This window comes from Pseudomonas sp. GW823-FHT06E10, assembly GCF_058794995.1.
Genome location: NZ_JBXAHJ010000004.1, coordinates 289,856 through 316,338, shown reverse-complemented (window position 1 = coordinate 316,338; position 26,483 = coordinate 289,856). Strand labels below are relative to the sequence as shown.

General features: G+C 61.6%; 21 protein-coding genes. 12 read left to right on the top strand and 9 right to left on the bottom strand.

Annotated elements, in window-relative coordinates; genetic code table 11:
• Positions 1 to 346 precede the first annotated feature (346 nt).
• The 7 genes from AC1Q6Y_RS09250 to AC1Q6Y_RS09220 all read right to left on the bottom strand — a co-directional run bounded on the left by AC1Q6Y_RS09250 (position 347) and on the right by AC1Q6Y_RS09220 (position 7,983).
• Positions 347 to 904, bottom strand: a complete 558-nt coding sequence (locus AC1Q6Y_RS09250) for a PqiC family protein (RefSeq protein ID WP_090455082.1) — start codon at positions 902 to 904, stop codon at positions 347 to 349.
• Positions 905 to 921: 17 nt separating this feature from the next.
• A complete protein-coding gene (locus tag AC1Q6Y_RS09245; protein ID WP_492624435.1) occupies positions 922 to 2,598 on the bottom strand; it encodes a PqiB family protein in 1,677 nt (558 codons plus the stop codon).
• The gene (locus AC1Q6Y_RS09240; protein ID WP_150813220.1) at positions 2,579 to 3,235 is read right to left on the bottom strand and encodes a paraquat-inducible protein A; all 657 of its coding nucleotides are present in this window, start codon (positions 3,233 to 3,235) and stop codon (positions 2,579 to 2,581) included. The genes AC1Q6Y_RS09245 and AC1Q6Y_RS09240 overlap by 20 nt, the downstream gene beginning before the upstream one ends.
• Positions 3,232 to 3,828, bottom strand: coding sequence for a paraquat-inducible protein A (locus AC1Q6Y_RS09235; RefSeq protein ID WP_057714935.1), 597 nt, complete (start codon positions 3,826 to 3,828; stop codon positions 3,232 to 3,234). The genes AC1Q6Y_RS09240 and AC1Q6Y_RS09235 overlap by 4 nt, the downstream gene beginning before the upstream one ends.
• A 239-nt stretch (positions 3,829 to 4,067) precedes the next feature.
• Positions 4,068 to 5,369: an NAD(P)/FAD-dependent oxidoreductase gene (locus AC1Q6Y_RS09230; protein WP_090455085.1), complete on the bottom strand. Its 1,302-nt coding sequence runs from the start codon at positions 5,367 to 5,369 to the stop codon at positions 4,068 to 4,070.
• Entirely contained in the window at positions 5,366 to 6,454 is a 1,089-nt protein-coding gene (locus AC1Q6Y_RS09225) for a polyamine ABC transporter substrate-binding protein (RefSeq protein ID WP_489340554.1), read from the bottom strand. The genes AC1Q6Y_RS09230 and AC1Q6Y_RS09225 overlap by 4 nt, the downstream gene beginning before the upstream one ends.
• 170 nt (positions 6,455 to 6,624) lie before the next feature.
• Positions 6,625 to 7,983 carry a glutamine synthetase family protein gene (locus AC1Q6Y_RS09220; RefSeq protein ID WP_090455086.1) on the bottom strand — a complete coding sequence of 453 codons (1,359 nt, stop codon included), beginning with the start codon at positions 7,981 to 7,983 and terminating at the stop codon, positions 6,625 to 6,627.
• Positions 7,984 to 8,145: 162 nt separating this feature from the next.
• Here AC1Q6Y_RS09220 and AC1Q6Y_RS09215 point away from each other — a divergent pair, with 162 nt between their 5' ends.
• A complete protein-coding gene (locus tag AC1Q6Y_RS09215) occupies positions 8,146 to 9,078 on the top strand; it encodes a helix-turn-helix domain-containing protein (protein ID WP_492624434.1) in 933 nt (310 codons plus the stop codon).
• On the opposite strand, the gene AC1Q6Y_RS09210 is transcribed toward AC1Q6Y_RS09215, so the two are convergent.
• On the bottom strand, positions 9,075 to 9,671 hold the full coding sequence (locus AC1Q6Y_RS09210; protein WP_057714930.1) for a cupin domain-containing protein: 597 nt from the start codon (positions 9,669 to 9,671) through the stop codon (positions 9,075 to 9,077). The two genes, AC1Q6Y_RS09215 and AC1Q6Y_RS09210, sit on opposite strands and share 4 nt — an antisense overlap.
• Before the next feature lie 179 nt (positions 9,672 to 9,850).
• Positions 9,851 to 11,812 carry an oxidoreductase gene (locus tag AC1Q6Y_RS09205; RefSeq protein WP_492624433.1) on the bottom strand — a complete coding sequence of 654 codons (1,962 nt, stop codon included), beginning with the start codon at positions 11,810 to 11,812 and terminating at the stop codon, positions 9,851 to 9,853.
• Positions 11,813 to 12,127: 315 nt separating this feature from the next.
• Between AC1Q6Y_RS09205 and AC1Q6Y_RS09200 the strand changes: the two genes are divergently transcribed.
• The 11 genes from AC1Q6Y_RS09200 to AC1Q6Y_RS09150 all read left to right on the top strand — a co-directional run bounded on the left by AC1Q6Y_RS09200 (position 12,128) and on the right by AC1Q6Y_RS09150 (position 26,460).
• Entirely contained in the window at positions 12,128 to 13,177 is a 1,050-nt protein-coding gene (locus tag AC1Q6Y_RS09200) for an ABC transporter substrate-binding protein (protein ID WP_340311795.1), read from the top strand.
• Positions 13,178 to 13,252: 75 nt separating this feature from the next.
• On the top strand, positions 13,253 to 14,041 hold the full coding sequence (locus AC1Q6Y_RS09195) for a class II aldolase/adducin family protein (RefSeq protein ID WP_154862733.1): 789 nt from the start codon (positions 13,253 to 13,255) through the stop codon (positions 14,039 to 14,041).
• A gap of 213 nt (positions 14,042 to 14,254) precedes the next feature.
• The gene (locus AC1Q6Y_RS09190) at positions 14,255 to 14,902 is read left to right on the top strand and encodes a TetR family transcriptional regulator C-terminal domain-containing protein (protein ID WP_090455090.1); all 648 of its coding nucleotides are present in this window, start codon (positions 14,255 to 14,257) and stop codon (positions 14,900 to 14,902) included.
• Positions 14,903 to 14,994: 92 nt separating this feature from the next.
• Entirely contained in the window at positions 14,995 to 15,711 is a 717-nt protein-coding gene (locus tag AC1Q6Y_RS09185) for a response regulator (RefSeq protein ID WP_057714926.1), read from the top strand.
• 5 nt (positions 15,712 to 15,716) lie between these two features.
• Positions 15,717 to 16,490, top strand: a complete 774-nt coding sequence (locus AC1Q6Y_RS09180) for a substrate-binding periplasmic protein (protein ID WP_492624432.1) — start codon at positions 15,717 to 15,719, stop codon at positions 16,488 to 16,490.
• Positions 16,487 to 18,742 carry an ATP-binding protein gene (locus AC1Q6Y_RS09175; protein WP_492624431.1) on the top strand — a complete coding sequence of 752 codons (2,256 nt, stop codon included), beginning with the start codon at positions 16,487 to 16,489 and terminating at the stop codon, positions 18,740 to 18,742. The genes AC1Q6Y_RS09180 and AC1Q6Y_RS09175 overlap by 4 nt, the downstream gene beginning before the upstream one ends.
• Positions 18,743 to 18,950: 208 nt before the next feature.
• A complete protein-coding gene (locus AC1Q6Y_RS09170; RefSeq protein WP_492586995.1) occupies positions 18,951 to 20,375 on the top strand; it encodes an amino acid permease in 1,425 nt (474 codons plus the stop codon).
• A gap of 356 nt (positions 20,376 to 20,731) precedes the next feature.
• Positions 20,732 to 21,523 (top strand): enoyl-CoA hydratase/isomerase family protein, encoded by a 792-nt coding sequence (locus AC1Q6Y_RS09165; RefSeq protein WP_150813208.1) that lies wholly within the window; start codon positions 20,732 to 20,734, stop codon positions 21,521 to 21,523.
• A 40-nt stretch (positions 21,524 to 21,563) separates the two neighbouring features.
• Positions 21,564 to 22,724, top strand: coding sequence for an acyl-CoA dehydrogenase family protein (locus AC1Q6Y_RS09160; protein ID WP_008021395.1), 1,161 nt, complete (start codon positions 21,564 to 21,566; stop codon positions 22,722 to 22,724).
• Between the two features lie 18 nt (positions 22,725 to 22,742).
• Complete coding sequence (locus AC1Q6Y_RS09155; RefSeq protein ID WP_492624430.1) at positions 22,743 to 24,842, top strand: acetate--CoA ligase family protein; 2,100 nt, start codon at positions 22,743 to 22,745, stop codon at positions 24,840 to 24,842.
• A gap of 10 nt (positions 24,843 to 24,852) precedes the next feature.
• Positions 24,853 to 26,460: a 5-guanidino-2-oxopentanoate decarboxylase gene (locus tag AC1Q6Y_RS09150; RefSeq protein WP_492624480.1), complete on the top strand. Its 1,608-nt coding sequence runs from the start codon at positions 24,853 to 24,855 to the stop codon at positions 26,458 to 26,460.
• Positions 26,461 to 26,483 lie beyond the last annotated feature (23 nt).

The following is a 26,483-nucleotide window of genomic DNA, read 5'->3' as shown; positions in this document are numbered from 1 at the left end:
AAAGTCATGGGCATTGAAACGCCAGTTAACCAATGCGAATCATTTGCATGTTTTTGAAGTGCGGGAAATGTAGAGATCCAAATGAGAAAATAACGTCAAAAAAACCGTTAATACATGTAATTTTCATTCAGATTAGCAGCACTGTGCCCGCTGTGTTTCGACTCGTCGATCAAACGAGGCCGCCGATCAGAATATGACGCTGCCCCGGCTGCCTTTTTGTCGTGTGCCTCGGCGTATTTGACGTTGCCAGTTGCTGCGGGCCGCCTGTCGCGGGGAATGACAACAGGAAACAGGAAGGACGGATTAACGGCGAACTTGTCGCCGTTGATCCTGGGGAGGAATACATTCAGGGCGCAGGGCAGGTTGCCTGTGGTCTGACGGCAGCCTGGCTGATCAGCGCGGCCAGGCGTTTGACGTTGTTTTGCTGGGCAAGCACCAGGTCATCGATGCTCGCACCCGAGGGCGTTTGCAAGGTGCTACGGCAAATCAACCGTGCCGTGTCGCCGGTGCTGGCGCTGCGCAGGCGCCATTCCACGTCCATCAAGGCGTACTGGCCGGGCACCGAGTCGAAACGCTGCACATCGACCCGCACCGAGTGTCGGCCTTGTACAGGACTGTTGCTCAGTTGATCGACCAACGCACTGCGCAGTTCGTCCACCAGGGTTGCTCCCCACCATTGGGTTTCCAGGATCGCCAGGCCACTGTTGCCCTCGCGAATGACGATCTGCGCACGATCGACCTGGGGCGGCACGCTGATCGACTCGATCTGGATCACGCCGACGGTGGTCCTTGAGTGATTGCCCTCCTGGGCCGGGGTCAGGGTATGGAATTGAATCGGGTCGCTGCGGCAGGCGGCGAGCAGCAACATCGCGGTGACCAGGGTGAACTTCAGCGGTAAAGCCATGGGTGTTGCTCCTGTGTTCAATTGCGCGGTGGCCCTTGCAGATCCATGGGGGCGGCATTATTCGGACGACCGCGAAGCAGCGATTCCGGATGCCGTCCCAGGTAATCCGAAAGATCACGCAAGGATCTCGACGTGCGTCCCAGTTCATCCAGGGTTAGCCCCAGTTTTTCCCGTTGCGGCGAATCCTCGGCCAAGGTCGAACTGGCCGACTGCAGGGTCGAATTGGCCGTTTCCAGCGTCTTGCTGACTTCCGACAAAGTGGTTTGCACGCCAGGCAAGATCTTTCCGTTGAATTGCATCATGCCTTTTCGCAGTTCGACGAGATTGCCATCGAGATTGCCGGCAATACGCTCGATCGGCAGTTTGTTGATCTTGTCGACCATGGATTCGAGTTTTTCCTGCAATTGCTCGAGGCTGCCGGGAAGGGTCGGAATCATGACCGGGCGTGCGTTTACATCGAAGGCGACCTTGTCGGTCTTGGGGTAGAAGTCCAGGGCAATGTACAACTGGCCGGTCAGGAAGTTGCCGGTGCGGGCCTGGGCACGCAGGCCGTTTTCGATAAAGGTACCGATCAAGCGTACGCCAGCGGCTTCGTTATCAGGGTCATGATTGAGCGCCTTGAGCATTTTGACATGGGCCTGTCCCAGGCGCTGCGGGTAGATCACGATACCGACGTTGACCGGGAAGGAGCGCTTTTTCTCGTCGTAATCCAGATTGACCGCCACTACCTTGCCGATTTCCACACCGAGGAACTCCACCGGGGCATCGACCTTGAGCCCGCGCAGTGCCTGGTCGAAACGCATGGCCAGGTACTGCGGCTTGCCGTTTGGCGGGGCCAGGGCGGTTTGTTGGTCGTCGAACAATTCGTAGGCGTACTCTGCGGCAGCCGGCTTGTCGTTGGGGCTGTAGTCGGGCGCGCGGAAGGCTATGCCGCCCACCAGCAAGGAAGACAGCGACTCGGTCTTGACCGCAAAGCCATTGGCGCCGACGTTCACGTCAATGCCGCTTGCGTTCCAGAAACGGGTGTTTTCGGTGACGTACTTGTCATTGGGTGCATGGATGAACAGTTCAATGTTCACGCCCTTGCCATCCGGGTCCAGCGCGTAGGCCACCACCTGACCCACGGGGATCTTGCGGTAGTAGACCGGAGAGCCGATGTCCAGCGATCCCAGGTCCTGGGTGAACAGCGTAAAACGCTTGCCCGGTTCGCCGTAGGTGATGGGTGGCGGATTCTCCAGTCCGATGAAGTTTTTTGCCCGGCCGTTGGCCTGGCCGATATCGGCCCCGATGTAATCGCCCGACAGCAGCGTATCGATCCCTGATACACCGCCCGCGCCAATGCGCGGCCGCACAACCCAGAACTGCGAATCTTCGCGGGTAAAGCTTTCGGCCTGCTTTTCCAGTTTGATGGTGGCGTTGACGCTTTTCTGGTCACTGCTGAGCTCCACATCGGAGACATGACCAATCACGACATTGCGGTATTTGACCTCGGTCTTGTTCGCGGTCAGGCCGTTACCGGTCTTGAACGTGACAACGATGGTCGGGCCCTGCTGCAAAATGCTGTGGACCACCAGCGAAATACCCACCAGCACCGCGACGATCGGGACGATCCAGACCAGCGAAACGCTGAAACGGCGGGTCTTGATCGGCGCCTGCCCGGGGACTTGTGGCCCGTCAGTGGCTTGTGACTTCATCAGTGACCTCCTCATTGTGTGGGTTTTTCCGTTCTTTATCCCAGATCATGCGGGGATCGAAACTCATTGCCGAAAGCATGGTGAACACCACTACCAGACCAAAAAACAGAATGCCCGGGCGCGGTTCGATGTCGGCCAGGGCCTGGAATTTCACCAGCGAGGCCACCAGGGCGACCACGATCACATCGAGCATCGACCAGTAACCGATGACTTCGACGAAGCGGTACAGCGTCGACCGCTCCTTGCGTGCCCACTCGCTGTCGCGTTGCACGGTGACCAGCAGCAATGTGATGGCGACGAACTTGATTCCCGGCACCGCGATACTGGCAATGAATATGATCAGGGCGATATCCCAGGCCCCGGCTTCCCAGAACTCCAGCACGCCGCTCATGATCGTGCTGTCGGCGCCGTTGCCGACCATCTCGGTGTTCATCACCGGCAACAGGTTGGCCGGGATGTAGAACACCAGGGCCGCGATCATGTAGGCCCAGGTGCGGGCCAGAGAATTGGCTTTGCGCCGGTGCAGCGGTGCACCGCAACGCTCGCATTCGTGGGGCTCGCAAGTCATGTCGCAGGCCAGGCCGCAGGTGTGGCACAGGCACAGGTTGAGCTCGTCGGCGTAAGGAGGCGTGCTCATACAATGTCCCATAGTTCGCGAATGTCGCGCCCGGCGATGCGGATCATCATCAGGCTCAGCGCCGCCAGGGCAAACAACCCTATGCCGGGCAGCACATCGAGCAGTCCGGCGAGCTTGATCACCGCGACCATGGCGCCCAGCAGGCAGACTTCGAGCATGCTCCAGGGCCTGAGGGTTTCCAGCCAGCGCATGCAGAATTTGAATCCGGGCGAGCGTCGCCCGCCGAGTGCAAAGCCCAGCACCCAGATCAGCAGCAGCAACTGGAAAATCGGCGCGATGATCATGGCGATTGCCGCCACCATGGCGATGAAGGTGATAGGCCCCAGGCTCAGGGCCAGCACCGAGTCCCAGAGCGTTGCGCTGTTCTTCACGCCTTTGAGGTTGATGCTCATTACCGGATAGAAATTGGCGAATATCCAGAGCATCAACGCGGTGAAGGTCAACGCAAGACGCTGCTCCACAGTGAGGCCGTTATAGCGCTGAAGCACGCCGCCGCAGCGTGTACACAGGGTTTTTTGATGTTTGGCGAGCGTTACTTTTTGGTACACGCTGTCGCAGTGCTCGCAGATGATCAGCTGATCAGTAGTTGCCATGGGTCAAGCTCGACAGAAGGCAGGAAGTTCAGAGCACTCCCTCAATATAGAAGTGACTCGCAATTGAGCAAATCGAAAGTCGAAACAAGGGGATGGTAGAAGAGGGAATACGTAAAACAGTGTGGGAGCGAGCTTGCTCGCGATAGCGGTGTGCCAGACAACCCAATCATTGGATTTCAGGTCGCTATCGCGAGCAAGCTCGCTCCCACAGTGGTTAGCAGGCGCCCGGCAGGCCTACGTCAGCCCAGCATTTCCCGCATCCGATACCAGAACATGCCAAGGGCCAGCAAGGGTGAACGCAGGGCGCGTCCGCCGGGGAAGGTCATGTGCGGCACGGCGCTGAACACGTCGAAGCCTTTGCTGTGGCCGGCATGGATCGCTTCGCCCAACAACTTCGCGCACCAGTGGGTCACGTTCAGGCCATGGCCTGAGTAGCCCTGGGCGTAGAACACGTTCGGGTGTTGGCTCAGGCGCCCGACCTGGGGGAAGCGGTTGGCCGAGATGCCGATCTTGCCGCCCCACTGATAGTCGATGCGCACATCGGCCAGTTGCGGGAACACCTTGAGCATCTGCGGGCGCATGTAGGCGCTGATGTCCGAAGGATCGCGCCCGGAGTAATGGCAGGCACCACCGAACAACAAGCGCCGGTCAGCCGAGAGCCGGTAGTAATCCAGGCCGACCTTCTGGTCGCACAGCGCAACATTGTGCGGGATCAGTTTTGCAGCGGCCTCTTGCGACAAGGGTTCGGTGGCGATGATGTAGCTGCCTGCCGGGAGTACTTTGCCGCTGAGCTTCGGTTCGAGCTCTTCCAGATGGGCATTGCAAGCAAGCACCAACGTGCCTGCACTCACAGTGCCACCGGCGCAGCGCACTTGCACCGTGCTGCCATGGGTCAACTCCAGCACCGGGCTCTGCTCGAAAATCCGCACCCCAAGGGACTCGGCGACTTGGGCTTCGCCAAGGACCAGGTTCAGCGGATGCAAATGCCCAGAGCCCATGTCCACCAGGCCGCCGGCGTACACACCGGAGTTCACCACCTGTTCACGGATTTGTTCTGGCGCCACCAGTCGGGTTTCAAAGGCGTAGCCGGATTCAATCAGTTGCACCTGCTCGGCCTTGAGCGCCTTGAACTGGGCCGGGGTATTGGCCAGTTCGCAGAAGCCCCAGCTCAGGTCGCAATCGATGCCGTGCTCGCGGATGCGATTGGCCACGACTTGCACCGACTCGTTCCCGGCGTGTTCCAGGTATTGCACGCCATCGGCGCCGATGTGCTTGGCGAAACCGCTGACGTCATGGCCGATACCACGAATCAACTGGCCGCCGTTGCGCCCGCTGGCGCCCCAGCCGATCCGTCGGGCCTCCAGCAGGACCACTGAGAGCCCACGCTGGGCCAGCTCGATGGCGGTGTTGATGCCGGTGAAACCCGCGCCGACCACACAGACATCGGCCACCAGGTCCGAGGCCAGCGCGGGGCGCTGCCTCATGCCCTTGGCGGACGCTGCGTAATAGGAGTGGGTGTGTTCCTTGGTGTACTGATTCATTTGTTGGACTTCACTTTGCTCCACGAACGGGTCATCAGGCGCATGATCGACTGCGGCGGCGTGGTGGAGATGTAGAGTTTGTCGAGGACTTCCTGGGACGGATAAACCTCGGGGTTGCTGACCAGCTCAGGGTCCATGTACTGCTTGGCGGCCGGGTTCGGGTTGGCGTAGCCGACCGACTCACTGACCTTGGCGATCACTTGCGGGTCCAGCAGGTAGTTGATGAAGGCATGAGCTTCCTTCGGGTTGCTGGCGTCGGCGGGGATGGCCAGCAGGTCGAACCACAGGTTGGCGCCTTCCTTGGGTATGGCGTAGGCGATGTTCACGCCGTTGCCGGCTTCCTTGGCGCGGTTGGCGGCCTGGAACACATCACCCGAGTATCCGAACGCTACGCAGATATCGCCGTTGGCCAGGTCCGAGACGTACTTGGAGGAATGGAAGTAGGTGATGTAGGGGCGAATGCTCAGCAGCTTGGCTTCGGCCTTCTTGAAGTCCTCGGGGTTTTCGCTGCGCGGGTCCATGCCCATGTAGTTGAGCATCGCCGGGAACACTTCGTCCGCCGAGTCCATCATCGACACGCCGCAGGCGCTGAGCTTCTTGATGTTCTCCGGTTCGAACAGCACGGCCCAGGAGTCGATCTTGTCGATGCCCAGCACAGCCTTGACCTTGTCGACGTTATAGCCGATGCCGTTGGTGCCCCACAGGTACGGCACCGAGTGCGCGTTGCCCGGATCGTTTTTCTCCAGCAGCGCCAGCAATTTCGGGTCGAGGTTCTTGAAATTCGGCAGTTGCTCGCGATCGAGCTTGAGGAACGCGCCGGCCTTCACCTGGCGGGCGAGGAAGTGGTTGGACGGCACCACCACGTCATACCCGGTACGACCGGCAAGCAGTTTGCCTTCAAGGGTTTCGTTGGAATCGAATACGTCGTAGATCACCTTGATCCCGGTCTTGGCCTGAAAGTCGGCGAGGGTGGTTTCGCCGATGTAGTCGGTCCAGTTGTAGACGCTGACCTGTGGCTGAGCCTGGGCACCGGCACTGAACAGTGCTGCCAGCGCGACCGGGACCATGGATTTCAATAAGCGCATATCGATACCTTCTTGGAATTATTGGATTCTTCAGGTGATCACCTACCTGTGGGAGCGAGCTTGCTCGCGATGGCGGCCTGTCAGTCAACGAAGATATTGGATTCACTGGCCTCATCGCGAGCAAGCTCGCTCCCACAAAGGATGTGTGATCCCATGCGAGAGCGGGTTATTTAGACACTGAGCATCAGGAACTCACGCTCCCAGGAGCTGATCACCCGTTTGAAGTTCTCGTGCTCGGCGCGTTTGACCGCGACATAGCCCCGCACGAACTTGCTGCCCAGGTAGCGGCTGATGGTGTCGCACTCTTCCATCTGGGTCAGGGCGTCCTCGATGGTGATCGGCAGGCGCAGGTTGCGGCGCTCATAGGCGCGGCCCTGTACCGCAGCGCTTGGCTCGATGCGTTCGACCATGCCCAGGTAACCACACAGCAGGCTGGCGGCGATGGCCAGGTACGGGTTGGCGTCAGCGCCCGGCAGACGGTTCTCGACGCGCATGGCGTCGGGGCTGGAGGTCGGCACGCGCAGGCCGACGGTGCGGTTTTCTTCGCCCCATTCGACGTTCACCGGCGCCGAGGTATCCGGCAGGAAGCGGCGGAACGAGTTGACGTTCGGCGCGAACATCGGCAGCACTTTCGGGATGTACTTCTGCAGGCCACCGATGTGATGCAGGAACAGCTCGCTCATGTTGCCATCGGCATCGGCGAAGATCGGCTGGCCGGTGGCAATGTCCACCACGCTCTGGTGAAGGTGCATGGCGCTGCCAGGCTCGTCGCCGACCGGCTTGGCCATGAAGGTTGCCGCCACGTTGTGCTTGAGCGCCGCTTCACGCATGGTGCGCTTGAACACGGTGATCTGGTCGGCCAGGTCCAGGGCGTTGCCATGACGGAAGTTGATTTCCATCTGCGCCGGGCCGTCTTCGTGGATCAGCGTGTCGAGGTCCAGGCCTTGCAGTTCGCACCAGTCGTAGACGTCTTCGAACAGCGGGTCGAATTCGTTGGCCGCGTCGATGGAGAACGACTGACGACCGCTTTCGGCACGGCCCGAACGGCCCATCGGCGCCTTGAGCGGCAGGTCCGGGTCTTCGCAGCGCTGGGTCAGGTAGAACTCCATTTCCGGCGCGACAATCGGCCGCCAGCCTTTATCGGTGTACAACTGCAGGACTTTCTTCAACACATTGCGCGGCGACAGTTCGATCGGGTTGCCGAACTTGTCGAAGGTGTCGTGGATCACGATGGCGGTCGGCTCGATGGCCCATGGCACCACGTAGACGGCGTCGGCGTCCGGCTTGCAGACCATGTCGATATCCGCCGGGTCGAGCAGGTCGTAGTAGATGTCGTCGTCGACAAAGTCCCCGGTTACCGTTTGCAGAAGGACACTTTCCGGCAGGCGCATGCCTCGCTCATGCAGGAACTTGTTGGTCGGTGCAATTTTGCCGCGTGCAATGCCGGTCAGATCGCTGACGACGCACTCGACTTCGGTAATCTTGTGATCTTTCAGCCAAGTGAACAGCTGATCGAAAGGGACATTCATAAAGACCTCGTTATTGGTTTTATTAACGCCAGGGGAGACCGGTTTCATCCGCCGGACACTTCCCCTGTAGCGCGTTGACGACTATCTTGTGCGAGCCTTGCGGTTCCATCTATCCACTTTAAGCAGCACAAAACGCACCAAAAGAGTGCGTAAGGTCACCCCATGACAGGTTCCAATTCCCTCCAGGTCCAAGCGTTCAACACCGCCGATGTCGCCGAGCAAATCCGCGCCACGCCGGGCTGGGTGCAGCAATACCAGCAGATGTCGCCGGGGCACTTCGCGGGTAGGGTGCGTTATCTGGATCTGCAGGGCGTGGAGATTTACGAAGAGTCGATGAACACCCGGGTCGAGCAGAATTTCAGCGCGCCCCAGGGTTCGTTATCGTTTTGTTTCGATCGCGGTGACAACGCGCTGTACGTGTTGAATGGCGAAAGCCGCAACATCTGGATCACCCCGGAGAACTACCAGGAAATCGCCGTGGTGTTCGGGCCGGAGTTTGTAAAGCGCCACAGCCTGGACATCGCCAGGCTTGAAGGGTTGTTCATGGCTCCGCTCAACGCCCAGCAGAACGCGCTGTTTTGCCGTTGGCTCAGCGGAACCTTGACGCGGCTGTCGCAGACCTTCGATCCACCGAGCCGCGAAGCGCTGACCCAGCAACTGCTGGAAGATTGCCTGTTCATCCTCGACAACGCGTGTGTCGGCCTCGACCAGGGCGCCTTGCAGCGTCGTGCCGGGGAGCGCTCGATCATGAAACGGGTAGGGGAATGGGCCGCTGACACCCCGGAAGAACATCTCAATCTGCTGGAATTGTCCCAGATCGCGGGGTTTTCACTGCGTCAGTTGCAGCATGCGTTCAAGACCTACACCGGCATGTCGCCGACCCAGTGGCTGCGCCTGCGCCGACTCAACAGTGCCCACCGCGAATTGCTGAGTCGCACGCCGACGCAAACCACCGTGGCTGAAGTGGCGATGCGTTGGTCGTTCTGGCATCTGGGGCGGTTTTCCAGCAGCTATCGTGCGCTGTTCAAGGAATTGCCGAGCGACACCCTCAAGCGTGCGAGTGTCACGCCGTCCCCTGGTCGCGGCCGACGTTAGAACGTCGGCGGTGTAATCACCCAGATCACCACCGCATCGACATCGCCAGGGTTGCCATAGCGGTGCGGTTCCTGGCTGGAAAAGCTGAAGCTGTCGCCTTCATTGAGCTGGAAATGGCGCTCGCCCACCCACAACTCGAAACTCCCCGAGAGCAAGTAGCCGGCTTCTTCACCGTCGTGGCTGTAGCTTTGCTGGCTGTAGGTGCCGGGCGGGAAACGCGAGTGGAGCATTTCCAGTTGGCGGTTGGCTTGCGGTGTCAGCAACTGGTCGACGATACCGTCTTCGTAATGCACGTTCAGGCGGCTGTTCTTGCGCACCACGATGCCATCGTCTTCGGGCGCGGTGACCGCTTCACTGGCGAAGAACCACTGGATGGTGACGCCGAGGCTGCGGGCAATGTTGAACAGCGCCGGAATCGACGGGTAGGCGAGGTTGCGTTCCAGCTGGCTGATGTAGCCAGCGGTGAGTTCGCTCTGTTGCGCCAGTTCCGTCAGGGTCATGCCCCGACGCTTGCGCAGGCCGCGAATGCGCGTGCCGAGAAAGTGCGGTTCGGCGCTGCCGGGTGCGGGCTGTGTGGTGCTGCTGTTGCTCATGGTCAAATCCGAACCGGGAGGAGTGGCGCAAATCCCTGTAGGAGCGAGCTCTGCTCGCGATGGTCACCAACGATAACGCTGGAAGCCTGACACCCAGCGGTGTTCTCGGGTTCATCGCGAGCAGAGCTCGCTCCTACAGGGTTGGTGTTAGCCGTCTAAGCCCCGGAGTATAAACAGCCTTAAAGCTCCCACGCGACTTTAAGGCCTTCATAAATTGCTTCTTCGGCGGTGCGCGGCGCCAGGCAGTCACCGATCCGGCGAAACTCCACCAGCCCTTGCAACTCCGCACCCAGGGTATCGACCGGCTGATGCCCCTGGCACAGCACCAGCGTGTCGATGTTCTCCATCAGCATCGGTTCGCCACTGGCGGTGTGTTGCAGGTAAACCGTGTTGTCATCGCAGCCATACAACCGCGCATATGGCGTGATCGGCACGCCCAGTTTATGCAGCTCGCCGGCCAGTTGATCGCGCACGTACAGCGGCAGGTTTTCCCCGCAATGGGTGCCGTTGACCGCCAGTTGTACCTGGTGCCCGGCGCGAACCAGGCGTTCGGCGATGCCGGGGCCGATCCAGTCGCAGCGCCAGTCCACGACCACCACCGAACGGCCGATCCGTACTTCATCGCGCAATACCTGCCAGGCGTCCACCACCTGCAACTCACCACCGCGCTCGAAGGGCGGCCAGTAGGGCTCGGCACCGGTAGCGACGATCACCATGTCCGGTTTTTCCTGCTCCACCAGTGCCCGGTCGACTCGGGTATTGCGCACTACGCGCACGCCGGCCAGTTCCATTTCCCGCTGCAGGTTGGTGCTGGCACCGCCGAATTCGCTGCGCCGTGGCAGCAATTGCGCGAGCAGCACCTGACCGCCCAGTTGCGAACTGGCTTCGTACAACGTCACCTCATGCCCGCGCTGGGCCGCGACGGTGGCGGCTTTCATCCCGGCCGGGCCACCGCCGGCGATCATGATGCGTTTGCGCTGTGGCGCTTGTCGCCGTTCGCCGAAGATCAGTTCGCGTCCGGTTTCCGGGTGCTGGATACAGGAAATCGGCAAGCCCTTGTGGAAGTGGCCGATGCACGCCTGATTGCAGGCAATGCACGCCCGCACGTCTTCGACGCGGCCGGTGTCGGTCTTGTTGGGCATTTGCGGATCGCAGATCAGTGCCCGGGTCATGCCGCACACATCGGCCTGGCCACGAGCCAGGATCAGCTCGGCTTCCTGGGGCTGGTTGATGCGCCCGGTGACGAACAACGGAATGTTCAAACTGGCCTTGAACGTCCCGGCTTCCTTGGCCAGGTACGCGGCTTCGATCGCCATGGGCGGCACGATATGCACCGCGCCGCCAAGGGAAGCCGAGGTGCCGGCGACGATATGCACGTAATCAAGCTGCGCTTGCAGTGACTGCACGGTGGCCAGGGATTCGTCCTCGGTCAGGCCTTCCGGGTCGCGCTCGTCGGCGGAAATGCGCAGGCCGATGATGAACTGCTGGTCGGTTGCCGCGCGCACGGCGGCGATGACCTCGCGTAGAAAACGCAAACGCTGGTCCAGCTCACCGTTGTAGCCATCGGTACGCCGGTTGACCCGCGGATTGATGAACTGTGCCGGCAGGTAACCGTGGCTGGCCACGACCTCGACGCCATCAATGCCTGCCTGATGCAGGCGGCGGGCGGCAGCGGCATAACCGGCGACGATCTCGTCGATCATTGCCTGGTCCAGCGCGCGGGGCATCACCCGGAAACGTTCGTTGGGCACCGACGATGCGGAGTAGGCCACCGCCAGCAGGCCATCGCTGGACTCCATGATCTCCCGCCCCGGATGGAACACCTGGGACAACACCAGGGTGCCGTGGGCATGGCAGGTTTGCGCCAGTTTGCGGTAGCCCTCGATGCACGCATCGTCGGTGGCCATCAGCACGTGGGAAGTGTAGCGCGCACTGTCATGCACCCCGGCCACTTGCAGCACGATCAGCCCGGCTCCGCCTTCGGCCCGCGCCCGGTGATAGGCGATCAATTGGTCATTGACCAGGTTGTCGGTGGGCATCGACGTGTCGTGACCGCTGGACATGATGCGGTTCTTCAGGCGCTTGCCACGGATCTCCAGGGGTTCGAACAGGTGCGCGAAGGCGGGTGCAGAGGTCGGCATGGTGCGGGTACTCCTGGCAGGCTACCTCTGTAGGAGCGAGCTTGCTCGCGATGGACGTTAACGATAACGCGTGTTGTCTGGATGAACGCGTCGCCCTCAGGTCCATCGCGAGCAAGCTCGCTCCTACAGAGGCATAAGGTTTTCGGTGTTGTTATTTTTATCTATAGAAATTTACCTTCAGTAAAAAATCAACTTGTTTTTTTACTATGCCTTGCAGTAGTTTCGTCTCGAGCCCGCTCCAGGGCCAAACCTCACAACAATAAAAAAGGGCTGCGCGGGCCTTGGCTCCCGTGGCACCTGCAAGAGGAACCACTGATGAAATCGCACACGCTAAAGCACGGTTTTTATCCCTTGGTGTTGTCCGTGGCCATGGGCCTGGGCAGCGCTCAGGCAGCATCGGACATGGTGGTGGTCGGATACGGCGGAGCCGGACAAAAAGCCCAGGACGTGGCGTTCTTTCAACCCTTCGCCGCCGTGGATCAACGCAAAGTGATCCAGAGCGAATACAACGGCGAAATGGCCAAAATCAAAGTGATGGTCGATACCGGCAACGTCGACTGGGACGTAGTGCAAATCGAAGGCCCGGACCTGATGCGCGGTTGCGAGGAAGGCATGTACGAGCGCCTGGACTGGACCCGCCTGGGCCATGCCGACCAGTTGATCCCCGAAGCGGCACAGGAATGCGGCTCCGCTGCGCTGGTGTGGAGCGTGGCAATTGCCTACGACACCGACAAACTGGCCCAGGCCCCAACCTCATGGGCAGACTTTTGGGACGTGAAGAAAACCCCCGGCAAGCGTGGGCTGCGTAAACGTGCGGTGTACAACCTGGAATTCGCCTTGCTGGCGGACGGGGTCAAGACCGAAGACGTCTACAAGGTACTCAGCACCCCGCAGGGCGTGGACCGGGCATTCGCCAAACTCACTGAACTCAAGCCTTACATCCAGTGGTGGGAGGCGGGCGCGCAACCGCCGCAATGGCTGACCGCCGGCGATGTGGTAATGACCTCGACCTACAGCGGGCGCATCGCCGACGCCGCGCAGAAAGGCAGCCACCTGGGTCTGGTCTGGCCCGGCAGCCTGTACGGCATGGATTACTGGGCGATCATCAAAGGGTCCAAACATGTGGATCAGGCCAAGCGATTCATTGCCTTCGCCAATCAACCGGACGCCCAGGTCAACTACGTGCAACAGATCCCTTATGGCCCGACCAACACCCAGGCCGCCGCACGGCTGGACGACAAACTGGCGCAATGGGTGCCCACCGCGCCGCAGAACCTCAAGGGCGCACTGTCGATGAACGTCGGTTTCTGGGTCGACCATGGCGAAGAACTCGAAGAGCGCTTCAACGCCTGGGCCAGCAAATAACTGCCGATGGCTGGACGTGTCCGAGCGTCCAGCCTTACTGTCTGCCCCAGCCGATCAGCCTGGAGAACCACAAGAATGAACAACATCGCCACCCACCTGGCACCCGAACGCAGCGCCACCGAGCAGCGCCTGCGTGAGGAACTGGCGGCCTGTTACCGCTTGATTGCGCACTTTCGCATGACCGATTTGATCTTCACCCACATCTCGGTGCGCATTCCGGGGCCGGAGCATCACTTTCTGATCAACCCTTACGGGCTGATGTTCGATGAGATCACCGCGTCCAACCTGGTGAAGATCGACCTTGATGGCCACGCCGTGGAACCGTCGCCGTACCCGGTGAATCCGGCTGGCTTCGTGATCCACAGCGCTATTCATGGCGCCCGCGAAGACGCGCAATGCGTGCTGCACACCCACACCAAATCCGGTTGCGCGGTGGCGGCGTTGAAGTGCGGGTTGTTGCCGGTGAACCAGATTTCCATGGAGTTCTACGGCCGTGTTGCCTACCACGACTATGAGGGCGTGGCGCTGGATTTGAGCGAGCAAAAAAGGCTGGTCGCGGACCTGGGCGACAAATCGGTACTGATGCTGCGCAACCATGGTTTGCTGACCGTCGGTGAGACGGTGAGCCAGGCATTCCTGCGCATGTACTACCTGGAAAAGGCCTGTGAGATCCAGTTGGCCGCCCAGGCCGCCGGTGAAGTTGTACTGCCGTCTGACGAGGTCTGCGCGCATACCGAGCGGCAGTTCAATGATCCGGGGCGGCCGTTGGAGGAAGGGGAGCTGAGTGATCCGGATGCCATGCAACTGGCCTGGGCGGCGTTGTTGAGAATGCTGGATCGAGTGGCGCCGGGTTACCGCGACTGATCCAGATCCTGTGTTGTATGGACTGACGCCATCGCGAGCAAGCTCGCTCCCACAGGGCAAACCACTGTGGGAGCGAGCTTGCTCGCGATGGGCGCACCACGGTCCCCCTGGCTTACACCCGACTAGAGAAACTGCCCGCTCTTGCTGTACATTCGTTCAGCCCGCCGCTACCCCGCGCGGGCCTAAACGATTGAACCAAGGAGCGTGTCGCCCATGAATCAGGAAGCCCGTTTTTCCCGCATGGAACCGGAGTTGCGCAAAGCCAACCTGATCGAGGCGACGCTGGTGTGCCTCAAGCGTCATGGCTTCCAGGGCGCGTCGATCCGCAAGATTTCCGCCGAGGCCGGGGTCTCGGTGGGGCTGATCAGCCATCACTATTCCGGCAAGGATGAGCTGGTGGCCGAGGCTTACATGGCGATCACCGGGCGGGTCATGACCTTGCTGCGTGACGCCATGGAGCAAGCCGCGCCGAATGCCCGGGAACGCTTGTCGGCGTTTTTCCGCGGATCGTTCTCCGCCGAGCTGCTGGATCCGCAACTGATCGATGCGTGGCTGGCGTTCTGGGGCGCAGTGAAAACCGCCGAGGCCATCAACCAGGCCCACGATCATTCCTATGGCGAGTATCGCGGCATCCTGCGCAAGGTGCTGGCGGAACTGGCTCAGGAGGAGGGCTGGGAAAGCTTCGACGCCGACCTCGCCGCCATCAGCCTCAGCGCCTTGCTCGACGGCTTGTGGCTGGAGTCCGGGCTGAACCCCGGCACCTTCACCCCGGAGCAGGGCATCCAGATTTGCGAGGCCTGGGTCGATGGTTTGCAGGCCGGCGGACGACAGCGCTTCTGCGTGCAGACGAGCGACTGTTGATCAGTCGTTCAGCAATCGATACTCTCTGGCGCCGACGCAGGAAAACACTCTAATAAGAAACTGGCCTTCGGGCCTATGCCGGACACCAAGCGATGACTCCTCGGGTATTGATCGTCGATGACGATCCGCTGATTCGCGATCTGCTACACGCCTACCTGTCCCAGGAAGGTTACGACGTCCATTGCGCCGCCACGGCGGAACTGGCGGAAACCTTCCTCGCTAGCCAGACCGTCGACCTGGTGATGCTCGACATCCGCCTGCCGGGCAAGGACGGCCTGACCCTGACCCGCGAGTTGCGGGTACGTTCGGAGGTCGGGATCATCCTGATCACCGGGCGCAACGATGAAATCGACCGCATCGTCGGCCTCGAATGCGGCGCCGATGACTACGTGATCAAACCCCTCAATCCAAGGGAGCTGGTGTCCCGGGCGAAAAACCTGATTCGCCGGGTACGTCATGCGCAAACGCCAGCGCCCGCCATCGCGGCGGCAAAACCGGTCAAGCAGTTTGCCGACTGGGCGCTGGACACCGACCGCCGTCGCCTGATCGATCCGTCCGGCAGCGAAACCCTGCTGACCCACGGCGAATACCAGTTGCTCAGCGTGTTCCTGCGCAACAGCGGCCACACCCTCAGCCGCGATCAATTGATGGACCAGATCCGCAACCGCGAATGGGTGCCCAACGACCGCTCCATCGACGTGCTGGTCGGGCGCCTGCGCCGCAAGTTGCATGACGATCCGGCCGAACCCCAGTTGATCATCACCATTCACGGCGCCGGTTACCTGTTCACCGCCAGCGTGGCGGCCTGAAGCCGATGGCGCGATGGTTTTGCCTGCTGGCGATACTGGTGGCCGGCCATGCCGTCGCGGCGGACAAGGTTCGCTATTGCGATTACCCGGTGTACCCGCCGATCTCCTGGAGTGATGGCAAGCAGGTGCGTGGCCTGGCGCCCAGCGTGGTGAAGCACTTGTTCGGTCAACTGGGGTATGAAGTCGAGATGGTCGTGCTGGGCAACTGGAAACGCTGCCTGCTGGACGCCGCCGAAGGCCGGGTCGATGTGGTACTGGCCTACAGCACTGCGCAACGGGAGCAGAGCATGCTGTTCTCGACGGTGCCGGTATTGCGTGAAGAAGTGGCGTTGTTCGTCAACCGCCAGCATCCGGTGAAATTCGAACAACTGGACGACCTGGCCCGTTACCGCGGTGGCCTGTTGTTCGGTGAGAGCTACGGTGTGGAGTTCGATCGCATGGTTGCGCGCAACAACAATATCGAATGGGTTTCCGACAGCCACCAGAACTTCGGTAAGCTGATTCGCGGGCGCATCGACTTCATCACTCAGGAGCGGCGCACCGGCCAGCTGTACGTGGAAAACCTGCCCGGCGGCCAGGACATCGTCGCCTTGCCCAAGGCGTTGAACGTGGACTACCTGCGGGTTGCCGTGTCGCGGCGCTCGCCCTTGGCCACTCGCATGCCCGAGATCAATGCGCAGTTGCAGCGCATGGTCGATGCCGGTGACATCGAGCGCTGGCTCAACGAAAGCGAAGTGACCTACCGCGACATGATCAACCTGCCGGCCGATGCGCAATGATTCGCGCCCGTCCCGGTGGACTGTTGCGACGCCTGTTGCTGTTCATTCTGTTGTTCAGCCTGTGCTTCACCGTGCTCGCCAGCAGCGTGCAACTGTACATCGAGTATCGACGGGAAATGCGCGACATCGATTCGCGCATGGAACTGATCCGCGCCGGGTACCTGGCCAGCCTGGAACGCAGCCTCTGGGACTTGAACCAAGAGCAGTTGAATGTGCAGTTGCGTGGGCTGGTGGACTTCTCCGACGTCGCGCGGGTGCACTTGACCAGCGCCGATTTCGACCTGGTACAGGGCAATCCGGCCCCTGCGGGACCGCTGCGCATCGAGCGCTTTGCCCTGGACTATCAGCCGCCGTCCGGCCCTTTGCGCAACTTGGGTGAACTGGAAGTCAGCACCGATCTGGGGGCGGTGTACCAGCGACTCTACGCCACCGGTTTGACCAGCCTGTTGTGGATGGCGGTGTTTCTCTGCGGTCTGGCCGTTGCCCTGTCGGGCTTGTTTTATCGACTGGTGACCCGACACCTGAAAGTCATGGCCGAGTTTGCCCGGCGTATCGCCGCCGGTGAATGGCAGGAACCCTTGCACCTGGACAAGCGCCGCGGCAGTGACGAAATCGACACCGTGGCCCATGCGCTGGACGACATGCGCCGGGCGATCCTGCGGGACATCGAGCGCCGGGAAACCGATCGGCTGGCCTTGCAGGACAACCGTGACGAGTTGCTGAAAATGGTCGAGCGCCGCACCGCCAGCCTGATGCGCGCCAAGGACGAAGCGGAAGCGGCCAACCTTGCCAAGTCGCGGTTCCTGGCGACCATGAGCCACGAACTGCGCACACCCCTCAATGGCATTCTCGGCATGGCCGAATTGCTGCGCGGCGCTCGGCTGGATGCCCAGGACGGCAAACGCCTGGATGCCCTGCACAAGGCCGGCGAAGGCTTGCTGACAATCCTCAACGAAGTGCTGTATTTCGCCAAGCTGGAGGAGGGCGTGAGCCATCCCGAACCGGTGGATTTCTCGCTGCGCCAGTTGCTCGACGAGGTACTGACTCTGTTGGAACCGCGAGCGCTGAACAACGACACGATCCTCAGTTGCCGCGTCGACCGGCGGATTGCCGAGCATCACCACGGCGCCGAGCAGTTCCTGCGCCAAGTGCTGAGCAACCTGCTGGCCAACGCGATCAAGTTCACCGAAGGCGGCGAAGTCAGCGTCGAGGTGGCGCTGCTCAGCGAAACCGGAGAACCGTTGGGGCAACGGTTGCGGGTCTGTGTCACGGATGACGGCATCGGCATTGCCCCGCAGATGCAGGAAAAGATTTTCGAGCGCTTCACCCAGGCCAGCGAAGAAGTCGCGCAACGTTTTGGGGGCACGGGGTTGGGGTTGGCGATCTGCAAACACCTGGTGGAGCAGATGGGGGGCTGCATCGGCGTGGACAGTGAAGAGGGGCGCGGCAGTTGCTTCTGGTTCGAGTTGTCCTTGCAGCCGGCCAGCGGCGTGGCTGAGGCCCCGCCGGTTCGGGCGGCGGGGCCGGCACTGAACATCCTGGTGGTCGAAGACGTGGCGCTCAACCGCGAAGTGGTCCAGGGCTTGCTGCAACGGGACGGCCACCGGGTGTGGCTCGCCGAAGAAGCGGATCAGGCGCTGCAACACTGCGCGGCGCAGGTGTTCGACCTGATGCTGCTGGATGTGCATCTGCCGGGCATTAGTGGTGTCGAGTTATGCCGCCAGATCCGCCACAGCGACGGGCCGAACCGCCATACCCGCATTTTCGCCCTGACCGCCAGCGTGCAACCGGCACTGGTGCGCGGTTATCTGGAGGCCGGCATGGACGGTGTCCTGGCCAAGCCCCTGAAACTGGAAAACCTGCGCCAGGTGCTGGAAGGGCATGTGCCTGTGGCCGAATCGCTGCTCAGCGATGAGGCAATGGACTGGCCGCTGTTACAGACCCATCGCAGCCTGCTCGGTGCGCAAAAGGTTCAGGGTCTGCTGGCGGTTCTGCGTGACTCGATCCTGCAGCACCGCGACGCGCTGAATGAAGCCATGGCCGCCGATGACTGCACAGAGGTCGCGCAACTGGCTCACCGCCTGGCCGGTAGCTGCGATTCCCTGGGTTTTCGGGGCTTGGCCAGCACGTTAAGGGCGCTGGAGACCTTGGCGCTGGCAAACGATGAATCGGCGATCCGCCGCATGAGCCTCACGCTCGATGAGCAATTGCAGCACTCGCTCGATACCCTCGAAGGCCTGTTGCAGAGCTGACGTACAAGTTTGTTACGACTTTGTACAACTTCGATCTTTACGGTCAACGCGAACTTACATGGCTTTCCAATAATCGACGCAACCGCCGCAGCGCGGTCTTCGAAGCTTATTGGAGATAATAATAATGAATTGCCGTAAAGCTGATCCCTCCCTGCGCCGTGACGTCCTGTCGCGCGCTGCGCACCTCTCTGACTGCTGAGGTGCCGACATGAACGAAAACACTGATCGCAGCACTGATCACAAAGGCATCCAGCTGACCCGGGCCCTCAAGAGCCGGCACATTTTCATGCTGTCCCTGGGCGGCGTCATCGGCACCGGGTTGTTCATGGGCTCTGGCGTGACCATCAACCAGGGCGGCCCGGTGGGGGCGATCCTGGCTTACCTGGTCGCGGGCTTCCTGATGTACCTGGTGATGGTCTGCCTGGGTGAACTGTCGGTGCAGATGCCGGTGTCCGGTTCGTTCCAGACCCACGCCACAAAATACATCGGCCCGGCCACCGGGTTCATGATCGGTTGGGTGTACTGGATGAGCTGGGCCACCACCGTGGGTCTGGAGTTCACCGCCGCCGGCATGCTGATGACCCGTTGGTTCCCGGAGGTGCCAATCTGGTACTGGTCGGCGCTGTTCGTGGTGGTGCTGTTCGGTATCAATGCCATGGCGACCCGCGCCTTTGGTGAAGCCGAATACTGGTTTTCGGGGATCAAGGTCGCGGCGATTCTCGGTTTCATCGTGGTCGGTGTGCTGGTGATCTTCGGCGTGATGCCCCTGAGCAGCGGCGCACCGGCGCCGATGGCGACCAACCTGATCGGCGATTCGTTGTTCCCCAACGGCCTGTCAGCCGTGTTCGCGGTGATGATGACCGTGGTCTACGCGTTCCAGGGTTGCGAGATCATGGGCGTGGCTGCCGGTGAAACCGATCAGCCGGAAAAAAGCATTCCCCGCGCCGTGCGCAACGTGGTGTTCCGCGTGCTGATCTTCTATGTGCTGGCGATCATCGTGCTGTCGGCCATCGTGCCGTGGCAGCAGGCGGGCCTGATGGAAAGCCCGTTCGTGCAGGTGTTCGACATGGTCGGCATTCCCTATGCGGCCGACCTGATGAACTTCGTGATCCTTACCGCGATCCTGTCGGTGGGCAACTCCGGCCTGTATGCCTCGACGCGCATCCTGTGGGCGATGTCGAAAACCGGCATGGCGCCCAAAAGCCTGTCGCCCTTGAGCAAGCGTGGCGTGCCGCTGCGCGCCTTGAGCATCACCCTGTGCTTCGCACTGGTGTCGCTGATGACCAGCTTCGTCGCCGCCGACACCTTGTTCATGGTGCTGATGGCGGTGAGCGGCATGTCCGGCACCGTGACCTGGATTGTCATCGCGCTGGCGCAGTACAAGTTCCGCAAGGCGTATTTGCGTGACGGCGGCAAACTCAGCGACCTGAAATACCGCGCGCCGTGGTTCCCGGTGCTGCCGCTGATGTGCATCACATTGTGCTGCTCTCTGTTCGTGTTCCTGGCCCTGGATGAAACCCAGCGTCCGTCGCTGTATTGGGGCTTTGGATTCATTGCGCTGTGCTATGGCGCGTACTTCCTGATCCATCGCAAGCGTCAGGGGGTATTGGCGCCGAGCTTGCCGACTGCCTGATTCCTTGAAACAAGCACATCCCTCTGTGGGAGCGGGCTTGCTCGCGAAAGCGGTAGATCAGTCGACAGAGATGTTGAATGTGATGCCGCCTTCGCGAGCAAGCCCGCTCCCACATTGGTTTTGTGGTGGGCAGTCGATCTGCGACTTAGTCCTCTGTGATCAGTTGTTCGAAGTTGTAACAGCACCATCGGCACATCCCTCGCAATCCGAATAATACCTAATAAAACCAATGACTTGGCGACAGTGGCGGCCTGTTACAGCCCATTTCCAAGCCGATTGCCGCCTTACTGAACACTCGTTTAGTATGGCCTCAAGTCGCATCACCTCAGACCAAACACAATAATTCGAGGATTCCCATGACCACTCAATCGTCGCTGCTCAGCCAGGTCGAAGCAGGCGTTGCCTGGATCACCCTCAATCGCACTGCCCAGCGCAATGCGCTGGACATTCCGACGCTGAAAAACCTGCACGGCTTGCTCGACGGTTTCAACGCCGATCCAGCGGTGCGCGTGGTGGTGCTCACCGGTAGCGGCCGTAGTTTCTGCGCCGGCGCGGACCTTGATGAATGGGCCGATGCCGAAGCCCGGGGTGCGTTGGAAACCTACGGCTGGACCGAAACCGCCCACGCCCTGATGACTCGCCTGCACAGCCTGGAAAAACCGACCATCGCCGCCATCAACGGCACCGCCGTCGGCGCCGGGATGGACTTGACCCTGTGCTGCGACCTGCGCATCGCCGGGCAATCGGCACGCTTCAAGGCCGGCTACACCAGCATGGCGTACTCGCCGGACGCCGGCGCCAGTTGGCACTTGCCGCGCCTGATCGGCAGCGAACAGGCCAAGCGTCTGCTGTTCCTGGACGAATTGTGGGGCGCCGACCGTGCCCTCGACGCCGGTCTGGTCGGCGATGTCTGTGCCGACGATCAACTGCTGACGGTCACCAGCGAACTGGCCGCACGCCTGGCCGCTGGCCCGACCTTTGCCTTCGCCCAGACGAAGAAACTCATGCGTGAAGGCGCCGAACGCAGCCTGGCCGAACAACTGCAGGCCGAACTGGCCGCCGGCCTGTTGTGCGGTCGCAGCGAAGACGGCAACGAAGCCCTGCGTGCCGCCATGGAAAAACGCCCGGCACGCTTCATCGGTCGTTGATTCCTCTCCATCTCCCAGAACACGAACAACAGGTAGCACCATGAATTTCCAACTGACCCAAGAACAAGAAATGTTGGTGGACTCGGTACGCAGCTTCGTCGAGAAGGAACTGCTGCCCTATGAAGAACAAGTCGACCGCGCCGACGAGGTTTCCCCGGAACTGGCAGCGCAGATTCGCGGCAAGGCGATTGCCGCCGGTTTCTATGCGTTCAACATGCCCGAAGAGGTGGGTGGTGGCGGTCTGGACTACCTGTCCCAGGCGCTGATCGAGCGCGAGCTGTCCAAGGTGTCCTGGGCGCTGCACGTGTTTGTCGCACGGCCGTCGAAAATCCTCATGGCTTGCAAGGGCGAGCAGATCAACGACTACCTGTTGCCGTGCATCCAGGGCGAAAAAATCGACTGCTTCGCCTTGACCGAGCCGGGTGCCGGCTCCGATGCCAATGCGATCAAGACCCGCGCCGTGCGTGAAGGCGACGACTTCATTCTCAACGGCAGCAAGCACTTCATCAGCCACGCCGGCCACGCCGACTTCGCCATCGTCTTCGCCGTCACCGACACCTACGAGCACAACGGCAAGAAGCGCAACGCCGTGACCTCGTTCCTGGTCGACCGCAACACCCCGGGCATGACCATCCGCCGTGGGCCGAAGTGCGTGAGCAACCGTGGTTATCACACCTTCGAAATGTTCTTCGACGACTGCCGTGTGCCGGCCAGCAAAGTGCTGGGCGAAGTCGGCAAGGGTTGGGACGTGGCCAACGCCTGGCTGACCGCCGGGCGCGTGATGGTCGCGGCCAACTGTGTCGGTCAGGCCCAGCGCGCACTGGACGTGTCCTTGCAATGGGCGGCGGACCGCAAGCAATTCGGCCAGCCGATCGGCACCTATCAAGGCGTGTCTTTCAAGCTGGCGGACATGGCCACGCAAATCCGCGCCGCGGAACTGCTGACCCTGCACACCGCCTGGAAAATGGACCAGGGCACCATGACCGATGGCGAGGCCGGCATGGCCAAGCTGTTCGCCAGTGAAGTGCTCGGCCGTACCGCCGATGAAGCGGTGCAGATCTTCGGCGGCATGGGCCTGATGGACGAAGGTCCGGTGGAGCGCATCTGGCGTAACGCGCGGATCGAACGGATCTGGGAAGGCACTTCGGAAATCCAGCGCCACATCATTTCCCGCGAGCTGCTGCGGCCGCTCCTGCGCTGATCGGCCCGGAGAACTCCCATGTCCCAAACCATTCGTGACAACCTCAAACGCATGCTCGCGCCGCAACACGTGGCGTTCGTCGGCGGCCGCAGCATGGCGCGCGCCCTCAAGCGCTGTGCCGAAGGCGGCTACCAAGGGCAAATGTGGCTGGTCAACCCGCAACACGACAGCCTCGAAGGCGTTCCTTGCGTGCGCAGCGTTGCCGAGCTGCCTTGCGGCCCGGACGCGGTATTCATCGCCACCAACCGTGAGTTGACCCTGACTTGCGTGGCCGAACTGGCCGCCATCGGCGCAGGCGGCGCGATCTGCTACGCCTCCGGCTTCGCCGAGACCGGTGCCGAAGGCCAGGCCCTGCAACAGCAACTGCTCAAGGCCGCTGGCGACATGGCCTTGCTCGGCCCCAACTGCTACGGCCTGCTCGACTACCTGCACAGCTCCGCTCTGTGGCCGGTGGCCCACGGCGGCAAGGTAGTCGAGAAGGGCGTGGCGGTGCTGACCCAGAGCGGCAACTTTGCCTACAACCTGTCCATGAGCGACCGCTCGCTGCCGGTGGCCTACATGGCCTCGGTGGGCAATCAGGCGCAACTGGGCGTGGCTGAACTGATGGACGTGTTGCTCGACGAACCTCGGGTCACCGCCATCGGCCTGCATCTGGAAGGCCTGAAGAATGTGCCGGGTTTTGCCCGCGCTGCGCACAAGGCACTGGAGAAGGGCATTCCGATCATCGCCCTGAAAACCGGCGTGTCGCAGATCGGTGCCGAACTGGCCTTGAGTCACACCAGTTCACTGTCCGGCTCCGATGCGCTGTATGACGCGCTGTTCGACCGTCTCGGGGTGATTCGCGTCAGCGGCCCGGTGAGTTTTGTCGAAACCCTCAAAGCCGCGGCCTGCGGCAATCTGCCGGCGGGCAACAGCCTGATAGCGCTGGCCTGTTCCGGTGGCGACGCCGGGTTGATTGCCGACTACGCCGAACGCAACGACCTGAGCCTGCCGAAACTCGATCAAGGGCAGGTCGGTGAACTCGCGCAAGTGCTGCCGACCTATGCCAACCTGGTCAACCCGCTGGATTTCACCACCGCGATCTGGGGCGACGGCGAAGCCTTGAACCGCATGCTCGACAGCGCGCTGCGCACCGAAGCCGACGCGGCGATGCTGGTGCTCGACTATCCGTCGGAGTTCACCGGCGAGCGCAAGGAATGCGACCTGCTGCTGGAGTTGTACTGCGCGGCACTGCAACGTCACGGCAAGACCGGCTTTGTCACCTCGGCCTTCCCCGAGTTGCTGCCGGCCCATGCCCGTGAACGTCTGCACGCCCAAGGCGTCGCAGCCTTGCAGGGCGTTGAAGACGGGTTGGCCGCGTGGGGCCGCATCGCCGGTTATCAGCGCAATCGCCATGCCTTGCTGGCGCTGGGGGAATCGGCGCTGGTGCCGTTGTGCCCGCAAGCGCTGGAAGGCGAGGGACGCTTGCTCAATGAATGGGATTCCAAACAGGCGTTAAAAGCCTTTGGCCTGCCGACGCCCAACGGCGTATTGAGCACGCCGGACAAGGCCCTGAAGGACGCAGAAACCCTGGGCTATCCGCTGGTACTCAAAGCGGTCAGCGCTCAACTGCCACACAAGACCGAGGCCGGTGCCGTGGCGCTGAACCTCAAGGACGGCGCGGTATTGAGCGCTGCACTGGAGAAGATGCGCGCCAGCATTGCTGCTTACGCCCCGGGCGTCGTGTTCGATCAGCTGTTGCTCGAACCCATGGCCAAGCCGCCACTGGCTGAGCTGATTGTCGGCATCAAGCGCGAAAACGATTTCGGCCTCGCCCTGGTGATCGGTGCCGGCGGCATTCTGGTGGAGTTGCTCAAGGACAGTCGCAGTCTGTTGCTGCCGACCACCGACGGCGCGATCCGCAATGCCTTGCTCAGTCTGCGCAGCGCACCGCTACTGCAAGGTTTCCGTGGTCGTGAGTCTGCTGACCTGGACGCCTTGGTGGCCGCGATTCGCGCCGTGGCCGATTACGCCTGCGAAAACGCCGCGCAGTTGCTGGAACTCGATGTGAACCCATTGTTGGTCAGTGCCCAAGGCACGACTGCGGTCGATGCGTTGATTCGCCTCGGCCACGAGTGAGGACATGAATATGCAAAGCAAAACATTGACCGGTGGCCAGGCCCTGGTGCGCCTGTTGGCCAACTACGGCGTCGATACCGTGTTCGGCATTCCCGGCGTACACACCCTGGAGCTGTATCGCGGCTTGCCCGGCAGCGGCATCCGCCATGTGCTGACTCGTCATGAGCAGGGCGCCAGTTTCATGGCCGACGGCTACGCCCGGGTCAGCGGCAAACCCGGTGTGTGCTTTGTCATCACCGGCCCCGGCGTGACCAACGCCGCCACCGGCATCGGCCAGGCCTACGCCGACTCGATTCCGATGCTGGTGATTTCCAGCGTCAACCACAGCGCCAGCCTGGGCAAGGGTTGGGGCAGTCTGCACGAGTGCCAGGACCAGCGCGCAATGACCGCGCCGATCACTGCGTTCTCGGCCGTGGCACTGACTGCCGAAGACCTGCCGGAACTGATCGCCCGTGCCTACGCAGTGTTCGACAGCGAGCGCCCGCGCCCGGTGCACATCTCGGTGCCGCTGGACGTTTTGTCGGCGCCGATTGCCCGTGACTGGAGCAATGAGGTGGTGCGTCGTCCGGGTCGTGGCCCGGCATCGACCACCGTAATTGATCAAGCCGTGGCCAAACTCAACGCTGCCAAGCGACCAATGATCATTGCCGGTGGTGGCGCCTTGAATGCCACCTCTGAGCTGCAAGAAATCAGCACCCGGCTGGCCGCGCCACTGTTCACCAGCGTCGCCGGTAAAGGCCTGCTGCCGCCGGACGCGCCGCTCAACGCCGGCTCATCCCTGTGTGTGGAGCCGGGCTGGAACCTGATCGCCGAGGCCGACGTGGTGCTGGCGGTCGGCACCGAAATGGCCGACACCGACTTCTGGCGCGAACGCCTGCCACTCAATGGCGAACTGCTGCGCGTCGACATCGACCCACGTAAATTCAACGACTTCTACCCCTGCGCGGTGGCGTTGCATGGCGATGCGCAACAAACCCTCAGTGGCTTGCTTGAGCGCCTGCCAACCGACGTGCGCGAGGCCAGTGCTGCGATTGCCTCGGTCGCCGCACTGCGTGAAGCGGTCAAGGCCAGCCATGGCCCGTTGCAATCGATTCATCAGTCGATTCTGGATCGCATTGCGGCGGAGCTGCCGGACAACGCCTTCATCAGCACCGACATGACCCAACTGGCCTACACCGGCAACTATGCCTTCGACAGCCTCGCCATTCGCAGTTGGTTGCACCCGACCGGCTACGGCACCTTGGGATATGGCCTGCCGGCCGGGATCGGCGCCAAATTCGGTGCGCCGCAGCGGCCTGGGCTGGTGCTGGTGGGCGACGGTGGTTTCCTCTACACCGCCCAGGAACTGGCCACCGCCGTGGAAGAACTGGACAGCCCGCTGGTGGTGCTGCTGTGGAACAACGATGCGCTGGGGCAGATCCGCGACGACATGCTCGGCCTGGACATCGAGCCCATCGGCGTCTTGCCGCGAAACCCGGATTTCGCCGCCCTTGCGCGTGCCTTCGGCTGCACCGTGACCCAGCCGCAAAGCCTCGCCGAGTTGCAGACCGACTTGCGCCATGGCTTCAAGCGCAACGGCGTGACCCTGATCGAACTCAAGCATGCCTGTGCGCATTGATCTGCATTTTAAGGGGATGAAGC